Annotated in this window: 13 protein-coding genes; 6 read left to right on the top strand and 7 right to left on the bottom strand. The window is 68.7% G+C overall.

Annotated features, from left to right (window positions below; genetic code table 11):
* Positions 1-8: 8 nt before the first annotated feature.
* Positions 9-2267, top strand: coding sequence for an NADP-dependent malic enzyme (locus Q5H91_RS09810; protein ID WP_305173218.1), 2259 nt, complete (start codon positions 9-11; stop codon positions 2265-2267).
* 226 nt (positions 2268-2493) lie between these two features.
* Positions 2494-3150: a peptidylprolyl isomerase gene (locus Q5H91_RS09805; protein WP_305173217.1), complete on the top strand. Its 657-nt coding sequence runs from the start codon at positions 2494-2496 to the stop codon at positions 3148-3150.
* A 100-nt stretch (positions 3151-3250) separates the two neighbouring features.
* On the opposite strand, the gene Q5H91_RS09800 is transcribed toward Q5H91_RS09805, so the two are convergent.
* Together Q5H91_RS09800 and Q5H91_RS09795 are read right to left on the bottom strand one after the other, a co-directional pair.
* The gene (locus tag Q5H91_RS09800) at positions 3251-3673 is read right to left on the bottom strand and encodes a hypothetical protein (RefSeq protein WP_305173216.1); all 423 of its coding nucleotides are present in this window, start codon (positions 3671-3673) and stop codon (positions 3251-3253) included.
* A 299-nt stretch (positions 3674-3972) separates the two neighbouring features.
* Entirely contained in the window at positions 3973-4761 is a 789-nt protein-coding gene (locus Q5H91_RS09795; RefSeq protein WP_305173215.1) for an SDR family oxidoreductase, read from the bottom strand.
* A gap of 133 nt (positions 4762-4894) precedes the next feature.
* Here Q5H91_RS09795 and Q5H91_RS09790 point away from each other — a divergent pair, with 133 nt between their 5' ends.
* Together Q5H91_RS09790 and Q5H91_RS09785 are read left to right on the top strand one after the other, a co-directional pair.
* Positions 4895-6778 carry a M1 family metallopeptidase gene (locus Q5H91_RS09790; protein WP_305173214.1) on the top strand — a complete coding sequence of 628 codons (1884 nt, stop codon included), beginning with the start codon at positions 4895-4897 and terminating at the stop codon, positions 6776-6778.
* A gap of 179 nt (positions 6779-6957) precedes the next feature.
* Complete coding sequence (locus tag Q5H91_RS09785) at positions 6958-7416, top strand: CHAP domain-containing protein (protein ID WP_305173213.1); 459 nt, start codon at positions 6958-6960, stop codon at positions 7414-7416.
* 125 nt (positions 7417-7541) lie between these two features.
* Here the strand turns inward: Q5H91_RS09785 and msrB are convergent, their stop codons facing one another.
* Genes msrB through Q5H91_RS09770 form a run of 3 tightly spaced genes read right to left on the bottom strand, consistent with a single transcriptional unit; the run spans position 7542 to position 10215 of the window.
* Entirely contained in the window at positions 7542-8033 is a 492-nt protein-coding gene (gene msrB, locus Q5H91_RS09780; protein ID WP_305173212.1) for a peptide-methionine (R)-S-oxide reductase MsrB, read from the bottom strand.
* A gap of 32 nt (positions 8034-8065) precedes the next feature.
* A complete protein-coding gene (locus tag Q5H91_RS09775; protein WP_305173211.1) occupies positions 8066-9286 on the bottom strand; it encodes an ABC transporter permease in 1221 nt (406 codons plus the stop codon).
* Positions 9283-10215 (bottom strand): ABC transporter ATP-binding protein, encoded by a 933-nt coding sequence (locus Q5H91_RS09770; RefSeq protein ID WP_305173210.1) that lies wholly within the window; start codon positions 10213-10215, stop codon positions 9283-9285. The genes Q5H91_RS09775 and Q5H91_RS09770 overlap by 4 nt, the downstream gene beginning before the upstream one ends.
* Before the next feature lie 39 nt (positions 10216-10254).
* Between Q5H91_RS09770 and queG the strand changes: the two genes are divergently transcribed.
* Positions 10255-11310 (top strand): tRNA epoxyqueuosine(34) reductase QueG, encoded by a 1056-nt coding sequence (gene queG / locus Q5H91_RS09765; protein WP_305173209.1) that lies wholly within the window; start codon positions 10255-10257, stop codon positions 11308-11310.
* Here queG and Q5H91_RS09760 read toward each other — a convergent pair.
* Positions 11285-11656 carry a hypothetical protein gene (locus Q5H91_RS09760; protein ID WP_305173208.1) on the bottom strand — a complete coding sequence of 124 codons (372 nt, stop codon included), beginning with the start codon at positions 11654-11656 and terminating at the stop codon, positions 11285-11287. The two genes, queG and Q5H91_RS09760, sit on opposite strands and share 26 nt — an antisense overlap.
* The gene (locus Q5H91_RS09755) at positions 11653-12366 is read right to left on the bottom strand and encodes an EI24 domain-containing protein (protein WP_305173207.1); all 714 of its coding nucleotides are present in this window, start codon (positions 12364-12366) and stop codon (positions 11653-11655) included. The genes Q5H91_RS09760 and Q5H91_RS09755 overlap by 4 nt, the downstream gene beginning before the upstream one ends.
* A gap of 59 nt (positions 12367-12425) precedes the next feature.
* Between Q5H91_RS09755 and Q5H91_RS09750 the strand changes: the two genes are divergently transcribed.
* Entirely contained in the window at positions 12426-13424 is a 999-nt protein-coding gene (locus tag Q5H91_RS09750; protein WP_305173206.1) for an adenosine kinase, read from the top strand.
* Positions 13425-13476: the final 52 nt, after the last annotated feature.

The following is a 13476-nucleotide window of genomic DNA, read 5'->3' as shown; positions in this document are numbered from 1 at the left end:
GAGCCACCATGTCCGACCCCGTCAACGTCCAGTTCTCCGAGCGCGAGGCGCTGCTGTTCCACTCGGAAGGCCGGCCGGGCAAGATCGAGATCGTGGCGTCCAAGCCGATGGCGACGCAGCGCGACCTGGCGCTGGCCTATTCGCCGGGTGTCGCCGTGCCGGTGCAGGCGATCGCCGACGATCCCGCCACCGCCTATGACTATACGACGAAGGGCAACCTCGTCGCCGTCATCTCCAACGGCACCGCGATCCTGGGCATGGGCAATCTGGGGGCGCTGGCGTCGAAGCCGGTGATGGAGGGCAAGGCCGTCCTGTTCAAGCGCTTCGCCGACGTCGACTCGATCGATATCGAGCTGAAGACGGAGGACGTGAACCGCTTCATCGACGCGGTCGAGCTGATGGAGCCGAGCTTCGGTGGCATCAACCTTGAGGATATCAAGGCCCCCGAATGCTTCATCATCGAGCAGACGCTGCGCGAGCGGATGAACATCCCGGTCTTCCATGACGACCAGCACGGCACCGCGATCATCTGCGCCGCCGGCCTCATCAATGCCTGCCTGCTGACCGGCCGCGCGCTCGCCGACGTGAAGGTCGTCGTCAACGGCGCCGGTGCGGCGGCGATCGCCTGTACCGAGCTGATGAAGGCGATGGGCGTCGCCCATAACAACGTCATCATGTGCGACCGCAGCGGCGTGATCTATCAGGGCCGCGACAATGTGAACCAGTGGCAGTCGGCGCACGCCGCCGCCACCGACCGCCGCACCCTGACCGAGGCGCTGGTCGGCGCCGACGTGTTCCTGGGGCTCTCCGCCGCCGGTGCGCTGAAGCCGGAGATGGTGACGGACATGGCGCCCAAGCCGATCATCTTCGCCATGGCGAACCCGGAGCCGGAGATCCGCCCCGAACTGGCCAAGGCGGCGCGCCCCGATGCGATCGTCGCCACCGGCCGCTCCGACTATCCGAACCAGGTCAACAACGTCATCGGCTTCCCCTTCATCTTCCGCGGGGCGCTCGACGTGCGCGCGACCGGGATCAACGACGAGATGAAGATCGCCGCCGCCAACGCGATCGCCGAACTGGCGCGCCAGCGGGTGCCGGAAGAGGTCGCCGCCGCATACGGCACGCAGCACAGCTTCGGCCCCGAATATATCATCCCCGCGCCGTTCGATCCGCGCCTGATGGAACTGGTGCCCGCCGCGGTCGCAAAGGCGGCGATGGATTCGGGCGTCGCGACCAAGCCGATCCTCGACATGGCGGCGTATCGCCACTCGCTGCGCAGCCGCCTGAACCCGACCACCGCGCTGCTGACGCTGGCCTATGAGGGCGCGCGGGCGCATCCCAAGCGCGTGCTGTTCGCCGAGGGCGAGGAGGAGGTGGTGCTGCGCGCCGCCATCGCATTCAAGGAGGGCGGTTACGGCACCCCGGTGCTGGTCGGGCGCGACGACGTCCATGATCGCCTGCGTGCGCTCGGCGTCACCAACCCTGAGGATTACGAGGTCCACAACAGCCGCCACTCGCCGCTGGTGCCGCGCATGGTCGACTTCCTCTACAACCGCGTCCAGCGCCGCGGCTTCCTGCGCCGCGACGTCGAGCGGATGATAAACCAGGACCGCAACATCTTCGGCGCCGTGCTCCTTCAGCTCGGCGAGGCGGACGCGATGATTACCGGCATCACCCGCACCTGGGCGCACACGATGCGCGAGGTGAAGCGCGTGATCGATCCCGAGCATGGCCGCACGCCGTTCGGCATTCATATCCTGGTCGGGCAGAGCCACACCGTCTTCATCGCCGACACCACCGTCAACGAGCGGCCCAGCGCCGAGGAACTGGCCGACATCGCCGAGCAGACCGCCCAGCTGGCCCGGCGCATGGGGCACGAGCCGCGCGTGGCGTTCCTCAGCTACTCGACCTTCGGCAATCCGGAGGGGCATTTCCTCGAGAATATCCGCGCCGCGGTCGGTGTGCTGGACGGGCGGCAGGTCGGCTTCGAATATGAGGGCGAGATGGCGCCCGACGTCGCGCTCAACCCGCGCCAGCTGGCCAATTATCCCTTCGCGCGGCTGTCCGGGCCGGCCAACGTCCTCATCATGCCGGGGCTGCAATCCGCCAACATCTCCGCCAAGCTGCTGCGCGAACTGGGTGGCGACAACATGATCGGCCCGGTGCTGGTCGGCATGGAGAAGTCGGTCCAGATCGCGCCGATGACCTCCACCGCCAGCGAGCTGGTGACGCTCGCCGTGCTCGCCGCCGGTGGCATCGCGCGGTAGAGAAGGGGTTCAGCCCGTCCATGTCCTCCCGCGAAGGCGGAAGCCCGTTACTGGGTCCCCGCCTTTGCGGGGGGACACAACATAGTGCAGGCCCTGTTTCCACCACCCCGGCGAAGGCCGGGGCCCAGTTGGGAAAGCCTGCGTAACGGAACGCAACGCCCATCATCTGCGTCCCTCAATGGACCCCGGCCTTCGCCGGGGAGGGAAACCAAGACAGCTCGTGATCTTGAAGCGCTTTTCTCTCCTGCTCGCCCTTGTCGCCATCTGCCCCGCGACAGCGCAAGCGCCCGGCCGCCAGACCGGCCCACGCCCGGGCATAGTCCGGGTCCGCCTCGACACCGGGCTCGGCCCGATCATGGTCGCGCTCGACATGCGGCGCGCGCCGAAGACAAGCGCCAATTTCCTCGCCTATGTCGATGACGGCCGCTTCGACGGCACCGTCTTCTACCGCGCCGCGCGCAGCAAGGCGGACCCAAAGCGCGGCTTCATTCAGGGCGGCATCCGCCAGGACGCCAAACGCATCCTCCCCAGCTTCCCGCTCGAACCCACGACGAAGACCGGCATCCGCCACCTCGACGCGACGATCTCGATGGCGCGCGGCGACAGCCCCGATTCCGCGGGCGGCAATTTCGTCCTGACCGTCGGCCCCACGCCCCAGATGGACGCCCGGCCGGGCTATCCGGGCTACGCCGCCTTCGGCCACGTCGTCGCCGGCATGGAGACGGTCAAACGCATCCTCGCCATGCCGTCCGGCGGCGGCATGGACGCGATGAAGGGCCAGATGATCCTGCGCCCGATCCCGATCGTCCGCGCCGTCCGCCTCGACGGCAAGCCGCAGCCGACCAGCCATCCCCGCGTGTGGAAATTGTTCGAGCGGCGGTGAGGGTAACCGCCTCGCAACGACTGCCGTAACGCCGTCACCCCGGCCTTGACCCGGGATGTCGAGAGGTAATGGAAAGCAGCCATTAGACACACTGAGGTGACTAACGTTCAGGTGGTGACAGCAAGGACCTGAGCTTGCCGAGCGCCTCGCCCCAAGATGAGCCCCGTCGATAATCGCGTTTAAACCCATTGTAATCGATCGACACCAGCGCATATCCGCCGATGAAAGCCGGCGACGGTGGGACCCCGTCCGCCTGTGTTCCCGCGCTGAGATCCTTTAATATCCCATCGACCTGATCACTGTCGGGCGGGGATAAGGTGTAGGACCGTGCGTCGTGATCGGCATCGACAGCACAATAGGGCGATTCCGCGCACGCGTAGGAAACTGCCCACCCCTTCTGAGTATGTCTGGCGACGATACTGACCATCGCATCTGACGGGTGGTGGCCCACATCGAGGATCCGTACTTGCCCCTCAGCGCTTGAGGCAGGTAATCCGGCCAATCGACGGATGCGGACGTCCATTGGCTCGTCCGGCATAGGGGGAGCGGCACCCAACGGACTGCTGGGAAGCGCAAGAACACAAAGAAGCAGCGCAGTCATAGGTTTCATGGCACGCCCTTCTCCACTCCTAGGATGTCACGGGATAAGGACTGTTCGCCACTGGGCGATATCGACCGTGATAGCACTGCAACCCCGCTGTCCTACAGAGCCTCAAACCTGATACTGCACCCCGAGCCCGCGCTATTCCTCATGATCGCTATCCTGCACCATTCCGCACGCACCGCGCGACCGTGTGACTTTCGTGACCTTCCGCCCCCGCATCACGCGTCGATCGACGTTCCCAGCGACGCATGGACGAGCCCGCCGTCGACCGTGATCGTCTCGCCGATCACATAATCGCCCGCGCGGCTGGCGAGGTAGATCGCCGCGCCCGCCATGTCTTCCGCCTCGCCGATCCGCCCGGCGGGGATGCCGCGTGCCACCGTATCGCCGTGATCGCGCGCGGCCTTGTTCATGTCGCTGGCAAAGGCGCCCGGCGCGATCGAGGTGACGTTGATGCCGTCGTGCACCAGCCGCGCGGCCAGTCGCTTGGTCAGCTGGATCAGCGCGGCCTTGGACGCCTGATAGCTGTACGTCTCCCACCCGTTCAGCCGCATGCCGTCGATCGAGGTGATGTTGACGACCTTTGCCGGCCGCTCGCGCCCGCCCGCCGCCTTCAGCAGCGGGTGGAGCGCCTGGGTCAGGAAGAAGGGCGACTTTACGTTCAGGTCCATCACCTTGTCCCAGCCGCTCTCCGGAAACTCGGTGAACGGTACGCCCCAGGCGGCGCCGGCATTGTTGACCAGGATGTCGAGCCGTTCCTCCCGCTCGGCCAGCGCCGCCGCCAGCGCGCGACAGCCCTCGACGGTCGAAACGTCGGCGGGCAGGGCGATGCAGTTCGGCCCCAGCTCCGCTGCCGTCTCATCGCACGCTGCCGCCTTGCGCGACGAGACATAGACCCGCGCGCCCTGCGCGACGAAGCCCGCCGCGATCATCCGGCCGATCCCGCGACTACCCCCGGTGACGAGCGCGACACGGCCGTCGAGGCGAAACAGGCTGCTGGTATCCACGGGCGCTCTCCTGATGATTTGAACACTGGGTACGGTGGATCGGGCCGGATCGCAAGCCGGTGCGCCCGCGCATCATCGCTATGGGCGCGGGCGTGCGATGCCGATAAGACGGCGGCACCAACCGGAGTATGCCATGCGCGCCTTTCTGCCGCCCGTCCTGTCGTTGTTCCTCGTTGCCGCCGCGCCCGCGCCGATGGTCGCGCCGGTGCTGACCGCACCCGATGCGCGCGACGTCCACAGCTATGCCGCGCCGCTCGACCTGCGGGTGACCCATGTCTCGCTGGCGCTGACCGCCGACTTCGCCGCGAAGCTGCTGCGCGGCACCGCCACGCTCGACGTGCAGGGCCAGGGCGGGCGGCTGATCCTCGACGACAACGGGCTCGACATCACCGGCGTCACCGACGCGAGCGGGCGGGCGCTGCGCTATACGGTCGGCACGGTGGCCGATGCCGCGCATGGCGCGCCGCTGACGATCGATGTCGGCGATGCCCGCCGCGTCCGCATCGCCTATGCCACCCGGCCGGGTGCCAAGGCGCTGCAATGGCTCGATCCGGCGCAGACCGCGGGCAAGACCCAGCCCTATCTGTTCAGCCAGGGCGAGGCGATCCTCAACCGCAGCTGGATCCCGACGCAGGACTCGCCCGGTATCCGCCAGACCTGGGACGCGACGATCACCGTGCCGCGCCCGCTGACCGCGGTGATGAGTGGGCTGGCGGTGGGCGAGCGGCGCTGCACCGCGACCGCCTGCACCTTCGCCTATCGCATGGACAAGCCGGTCGCCCCCTATCTGATCGCGCTGGCGGTCGGCGACCTGAAGTTCCGCTCGACCGGCAAGCGCACCGGCATCTGGACCGAGCCGGCGATGCTCGACAAGGCGGCCTATGAGTTCGGCGAGTTGGAGAAGTTCGTCGCCGCGGCCGAGTCGCTCTATGGCCCCTATCGCTGGGGCCGCTACGACGTGCTGGTCCTGCCGCCGTCCTTTCCATTCGGCGGTATGGAGAACCCGACGCTGACCTTCGCCACGCCGACGGCGATCGCCGGCGACCGCAGCCTCGTCAGCCTGATCGCGCACGAGCTGGCGCACAGCTGGTCGGGCAATCTCGTCACCAACGCGACCTGGGACGATTTCTGGCTGAACGAGGGCTTCACCAGCTATTTCGAGAACCGCATCATGGAGAAGCTGTACGGCCCTCGCCGCGCGGCGATGGAGGCGGACCTGGCCTGGACCGATATGCAGGCCGCGGTCGCCGCTGCCGGCGGTCCGACCTCGCCCGACACCAAGCTGCACCTCGACCTGCCCGCGACCCGCGACCCCGACGACGGGATGACGCAGATCGCCTATGACAAGGGTGCGACCTTCCTGCGCACGATCGAGAGCGTCGTCGGCCGCGCGCGCTGGGACGCGTATCTGCGCGGCTATTTCGACCGCCACGCCTTCCAGCCGCAGACCAGTGCCGGTTTCCTGAAGGACCTGCGCGCCAACCTGCTGAAGCCGGGCGAGGCGGAGAAGATCGGCGTCGACACCTGGGTCTATCAGCCGGGCATACCGGCCAATGCCGTCCATGTCCGCTCCGACGCCTTCCCGGCGATCGACGCGGCGGCGAAGGCATATGCGGCAGGCGGTCCGGTGTCGGCGGTGCCCGGCGACGTGACGACGCAGGAATATGTCCGCTTCATCACCCAGCTGCCGCGCCAGCTGCCCGAGGAGCGGCTGGCCGCGCTCGACCGCCGCTTCGGCTGGTCGCAGACCGGCAATGCCGAGATCCGCTTCGTCTGGCTGTCGCTGACGCTCGCTAATCGCTACCCGCCCGCCGCCGCTTCGGCCGAGCAGTTCCTGACCGCGCAGGGTCGGCGCAAGTTCGTGGCGCCGCTGTTCGAGCAGCTATGGGGGCAGGGCGACTGGGGCCGGGCGCTGGCGACGCGAATCTACACGAAGGCGCGGCCCGGCTATCACGCCGTCACCGCGACGACGGTGGACCGGATCATGGGCTGGAAGGGCGCTTCGGGAGCGCTCTGACGGCCCGCCCGGTCAGGTCATCGGCGCGGTAACACGCTTCATCCGAAAAGGTTCCCGCGCCGCTTTCCTATCTGGAATTATCTCCGTAGCCGACCCTCACACCGTTAGAGACCGGGGGGTCTGCAAGCATGATCCGAGTTTTGGCAGCGCGTCTTGCGCTGGTTTCGACCTGCATCCTGATGACTGCCGCACCCGCCGCCGCCCAGTTTTGGCAGTGCGCTCCCTATGCCCGCCAGATCTCGGGCATCGAGATCCATGGCAATGCCAATACCTGGTGGGGCCAAGCCGAGGGTCGCTACGACCGCGGCCACACGCCGCGCGCTGGCGCCGTGCTGGCGTTCGAGGCGACCGGCCGGATGCGGGTCGGCCATGTCGCGATGGTGTCGCAGGTGGTCAACGATCGCGAGGTGCTGCTGACCCATGCCAACTGGTCACGCCGCGGCGGCGTCGAGACGGACGTCCGCGCAGTCGACGTATCGGAAGCGGGCGACTGGAGCCGGGTGAAGGTGTGGTACGGCCCCAACCACGATCTCGGCACGTCGAGCTATCCAACCAAGGGCTTCATCTACGCCGATCATGAGCCGGCGCCGCCGGTGCAGTTCGCCGGCACCGTTCCGGCCGAGCCGCTCGCGGGCTGATCGCCAAACCCGTCATGCCGGGCTCGTCCCGGCATCCACCGCTCCGCACAGGTTACCGCCGAGGTGTTCGCGGCACCGTGGATGCCGGGACGAGCCCGGCATGACGGCGGAGACGGGTGGGCGGATCACGCCGCCCGGAACGTCATCGCCACCCCGTTCATGCAATAGCGCTTGCCGGTCGGGCGCGGGCCGTCGTCGAAGACATGACCCAGATGCCCGCCGCAGCGGTCGCAGTGCACCTCGACCCGGCTCATCAGCATCGACCGGTCGCTGCGCGTACCCACCGCGTTCGACAACGGTGCCCAGAAGCTGGGCCAGCCGGTGCCGCTGTCGAACTTGGTCTTCGACGCGAACAGCGGCTGCGCGCAGCCCTTGCAGGCGAAGGTACCGGCCCGGTGCTCGTCGTTCAGCGGGCTGCTGAACGGCCGCTCGGTGTCCTCATGGCGCAGCACCTCGTAAGCGGCCGGGCCCAGCTTCCTTCGCCATTCCGCGTCACTCATCGTGACCGGGAAGCGTTCCGCCGCCTCGGCGGCATTGCGACAGCCGAACAGCGCGGCGGCGGCGGTGGACAGGGCAGCTAGGCTCAGGAAGCCGCGGCGATCGGGGGTCGTGCTCATCGCACCGATATGGGGAGCCGACCGCCCGCGCGCTATCCCTTGTGCCGCCGCCAGAAGGGCCGCGCGCTGCCCGATTGCAGTACCCCGCGCCGGAACAGCCGCGCGCCGACGGTGATGAAGATCGTCACCCACTGCGCCTGCCACGCCAGCGCCAGCAGATGCGGCCAGACCTCCGGCGAGTTGGCCGCGCGCCCTGCCATCGCGAACGGCGACGACAGCGGGAACACCTCCGCCAGCGTCGCGACCCAACTGCCGGGCAGCCGCGCCGCGGCGGAGGCGAGCGCGAACATGCCCACCTGCACCAGCGTGATCGGCAGCGACAGCATCTGGATCTCGCGCATCGTCGATGCCTGCGCGCCGACCCCCAGGAACACCGAGCCGAGCAGCAGATAGGCCATGGAGAAATAGGCCGCGAACAGCAGCGCGAAGGTCGGCACACCGACCGCCGGCGTCAGGTCGCCGAACGCCGCCGCGGCGCTCGGCGGCAGCAGCGTGGTCAACTGTCCCAGCACCGTGCCCCAGAAGCCGACGAACAGGACCGCGACCCCGAACATGCCGATCAGCTTGCCGAAGAACACCGCCTCCAGCGGCACTGCTGCGGCGAGCACCTCGATGACCTTGTTGTTGCGTTCCTCGGCCATCGTTCCGACGACCTGTCCCGCCAGGAACAGGGTCAGGAAGAATACGCCGAATACCGCCAGGAAACCCGACTGATGCTGCCCGCCGATCGAGGTCCGCTCGCGTGTCGTCGTCACCCGGGTGGCGGTGACGGTGACCGCGCCGGGCTGTTCCGCCGCGATCGTCGCCTGCGCCAGCGCCTCGAGATAATTGCCGGTGAAGCGGCTGAGCGGCGGCACCAGGATCGTCGGTTTGGCGAGCGGGCCGTAAAGGACACCGTCGATGTCATAGGCCCGGTCCGCCATCGCCGCGCGCGCCTGCGCTGCAGGGTCACCCGCGGGTGCGACGATGGAGAGGGTGGAGGGGCGCTCGTCACGCTTGAACAGGCGGCGCAGGCGCGCATCCTCGCGGATCATCGCCTGCGCCCGGTCGGGCGCGACGATCGCGACGATCCGCGACTTGTCGGCCGCTCCGTCGCTCATGCTCGCCGCGCCCAGTCCGCCGATCGCGCCGAACGATCCCATGAAGATCGGCGCGAACAGGAACAGGAGGAAGATCGGCGTGAAGACGGTGGCGACGAAGTCGCGGCGCGCGATGGTCATCGTCTGGCGCAGGGTGCGACGGAAGCGGGTCATGCCCGGACCTCCTGCTGCTGGCGCGCCGCCTCGACCGCGCCGACGACACGCACGAACGCCTCGTGCAGGGTCGGCCGCTCGATCGTCAGCCCGGCGATACCGTGGCCGGCCTGGATCAGTGGGGTCAGCAACGGCTCGATCCCGTCCCTGGGCAGGGTGAAGCGCCAGCCATTCCCCTCCGGCACCGCGTCGTGCGGCAGCAGCGCGGCGATGGCCGGATCGGCGGCGTGCGGCAGGTAATGGACCTGTGCGGGCAGGGTGGCACGGGCGTCGTCCACCGTCCCCTCGAACCGCCGCTTGCCGCCGGCGATGATCGCCAGCCGGTCGCACAGCCGCTCGGCATGGGCCATGACATGGGTGGAGAACAGGATGGTGGCGCCGCGATCCCGCTCGGCGACGATCAGCGCCTCCAGCTTCTCCTGATTGACCGGGTCGAGGCCCGAGAACGGCTCGTCGAGGACGATCAGGTCGGGCTGGTGGACGACGGAGCCGAGCAGCTGGACCAGCTGCGCCATCCCCTTGGACAGTTTGCGTACCTTCTCGTCGACCGCATGGCCCAGCCCCGCCTGTTCCAGCAGCGTCGCCGCCCGCTTGCGCCCTTCTCGCCAGGGCAGGCCGCGCAGCGCGCCCATGAATGCGATGGCCTCGCGCGCCTTCATCGCGGGGTAGAGGCCGCGTTCCTCGGGCAGATAGCCGACCCGGTCGCCGGCGTCACGCGGCTGGCTCTGGCCGAGCAGGGTGCGCCGGCCCTCGTCCGGCTCGATGATGCCCAGCAGCATGCGCAGCGTCGTCGTCTTGCCCGCGCCGTTGGGGCCGAGCACGCCGTAGATCGCGCCGCCCGGCACCGCCAGGTCCACCCCGTCGACGACGCGCCGGCCCTCGAACCGCTTCACCAGTCCCTCGGCGGTCACCGCCCATGCGTCCGTCAAATCGTTCCTCCCGCCGAAACATCGTGGTAGCGGGAGGATGTGCCGCCCGACAAGCTGGAACACCGCATCAAGCAGAAGGCTGCCGAGCTGGGCTTCTCGGCGTGCGGGATCGCACGCGCCGACGCGGCGCCACGGGCGGGTGCGCGGCTGCACCAGTGGCTGGCGGAGGGCTGCCACGGCGACATGATCTGGATGGAGGAGCGCGCCCATCACCGCCACGCGCCGGCGGGGCTGTGGCCGGCGGTGCGCAGCGTCGTGTCGCTGGGGATGAGCTATGCGCCGGCCGCCGATCCACTGGCGCTGGCCGATGCGGACGGGGTCGGGCGCATCTCCGTCTACGCGCAGGGGGCCGACTATCACGACGTCGTCAAGCGCGCGCTGAAGGCGCTCGGCCGCTGGCTGGTGCAGGAGGCGGGTTGCGACCTGAAGGTCTTCGTCGACACCGCGCCGGTCATGGAGAAGCCGCTGGCCGAGGCGGCGGGCATCGGCTGGCAGGGCAAGCACACCAACCTGGTCAGCCGCGACCATGGCAGCTGGCTGTTCCTGGGCGCGATCTACACCACGCTCGACCTCGATCCCGACAGCGGCGGCGTCGATCGCTGCGGCCGGTGCGATGCATGTCAGCGCGCCTGCCCGACCGATGCATTTCCGGCACCATACCGCCTCGATGCCCGGCGCTGCATCTCATATCTGACGATCGAGCATCGCGGCCCCATCCCGGCCGAGTTTCGCGAGGCGATCGGCAATCGCCTTTATGGCTGCGACGACTGTCTGGCGGTGTGTCCGTGGAACAAGTTCGCTGCCGCCGCCGCCGCCAATCGCGCCTTCGTATCGCGGGCCGAACTGGCCGCGCCCGAGCTGACCGATCTGCTCGCGCTCGACGATGCGGAGTTCCGGCAGGTGTTCGCCGGCTCGCCGATCAAGCGGATCGGGCGCGACCGGATGGTCCGCAACGCCTGTATCGCTGCCGGCAACAATGGTGGCGCGGCGCTGCTCCCCCAGCTGGCGACGCTGACCGACGATGCCGACGAGGCGGTGCGCGACGCCGCGGGCTGGGCGATGGCCCGGATCAGCGCCCGCCGTCGCGACGGGTGAGGGCGGCGACGCAACTCGCCCGGTCGATGGCGCTGCCGTCCGGCTCGCGTGCGTCGAGATAGGTCACGCGCGGCTCGGCGCCGCTGCGCTCGGGGTAGAGATAGGCGTCCAGCACGCAGATGTTGCTGCCGAACTGCAGCTTGCGCGCCGTCCCCTCGCGCACATCGGCGTCGGGCTGGCCGAACAGCTGGAGGAGGCCCTTCGCATCCTGCCCGATCACCCGCTCCAGCCCGATCTTGGAATAGGTGACCGGCGGCGGCGCGACGTTCTGCTGCACGCGCGGCACGGGCGTGGCGCAGGCGGCGAGCGCAAGTGGCAGCAGCAGGGCGTAGCGGATGGGCTTCACGATCGTCTCGCATGGAAGAGGTGGGTCGCCATCGCCGCGCCGAGCAGCGGTGCGACGAGGTTCACGATGGGAATGGTCAGCAGCACCGTGGCACCCAGACCGAGCAGGAAGCGCTGCCCCGCCGTCTCGCCGCGCGACCGCTTCACGCCCTTGCCGTCGAGGTGGCGCACCGCGACCATGTCGCCCAGGTCGCGGCCGAGCAGCCAGCCATTGACGAGAAGGAAGGCGATACCCGTGCCGACCCCGAACAGCAGCAGCATGACGTAGATGGGCAATAGCAGCAGGTTGACCGCGATCACCCGTACCGCCGAGCGGACCGCCAGGCTGGCGGCCTGATGAAAGGGCAGGGATCTCGCCCGCTCCAAGGCGGCGGCATAATGCTTTCGTTCGACAGCTACGACGATCTCGTCCGCGAAGAGCCCCACCGAGGCGACAGCTACGGCGCGGAACAGCAGCCACATCGATGCGATCACTACCAAGATCACGAGAAAACCGACAAAAGGAGCAGCACCGTCTCCCAGCCATTTCCCGGTCAACGCCTGGATCAGCCACCACAGTCCGGCACCCAGCACCGCGAACAGCGCGAGCGTCAGCGCCAGCGACTTGGCCAATACGGCCAGCACCGCCCGGTCCCCTAGCTGGCCGATCGACAGGAACAGATAGCGCAGCATCGACAGCGGGATGGCGGGCGGCTCGGGCGCCGTCAACATTGCGTGCGCCGGGCGGCGCCTCTATCGCGGCGGCTTCCTTCTTCCCGGAGCGCCGTAACTTGACCAGCCCCGCCTACGACGTCGTCGCCATCGGCAACGCGATCGTCGACATCCTCGCCCAGTCCGACGACGCCTTCCTCACCGAACAGGGCATGACCAAGGGGGCGATGCAGCTCGTCTTCTCGCCCGAGGCGGCGGACGCGCTCTATGCCAAGATGGGCCCCGGCCGCGAGGTGTCGGGCGGGTCGGCCGCCAACACGCTGGCCGGCATCGCCGCGCTGGGCGGGCGGGCCGCCTTTATCGGCCAGGTCGCCGACGACCAGCTGGGGCAGGTGTTCGCCCACGACATCCGCGCCGCCGGCGTCCGCTATGACACCGCGGTTCGCGCCGGTGCACCGACGACCGGGCGCTGCCTGATCTTCGTGACGCCAGACGGCCAGCGGACGATGAACACCTTCCTCGGCGCGTCGCACTATCTGCCTGCCGCCGCGCTCGACCGTGACCTGATCGCCGACGCCGCCTACCTCTATATCGAAGGGTATCTCTGGGATCCGGAGGAGCCGCGCGCCGCAATGCGTGCCGCGATCGAGGTCGCGCGCGAGGCGCGGCGCAAGGTCGCCTTTACCCTGTCGGCCGAGTTCGTGATCGACCGCCATCGTGCCGATTTCCACGCGCTGATCGATGCCGGCATGATCGACCTGATCTTCGCCAACGAGGCGGAGATGATGTCGCTGACCGAGACGAGCGACGTCGAGGCGGCGATCGCCGCATTGCAGGACAAGGTCGAGACACTGGTGGTGACGCTCGCCGAGAAGGGCGCCTGTGCGATCCGCGGCGGAGAGCGGGTGACGGTGCCGGCGGCGCCGGTTGCGCAGGTGGTCGATACGACGGGCGCGGGCGACCTCTTCGCGGCCGGTTTCCTCCACGGCCAGGCGCAGGGGTATGATCTGGAAGCATCGCTGAAGCTGGGGGCGCTGTGCGCCGCAGAGATCATCAGCCATTTCGGCGCCCGGCCGCAGGTCGACCTGAGGGCGCTGGCGACCGAACGGCTCGGCTGACACCGCGTCTGTGCATAAAGAAAGGGGCCGCGGGAGGATGCTCCCGCGGCCC

Origin of the sequence: Sphingomonas aurea (assembly GCF_030678875.1) — a bacterium.
Taxonomy (GTDB): Bacteria; Pseudomonadota; Alphaproteobacteria; order Sphingomonadales; family Sphingomonadaceae; genus Sphingomonas; species Sphingomonas aurea.
Note: the sequence above shows the minus strand (reverse complement) of the source record. Positions and strands in the feature narration are given on the sequence as shown.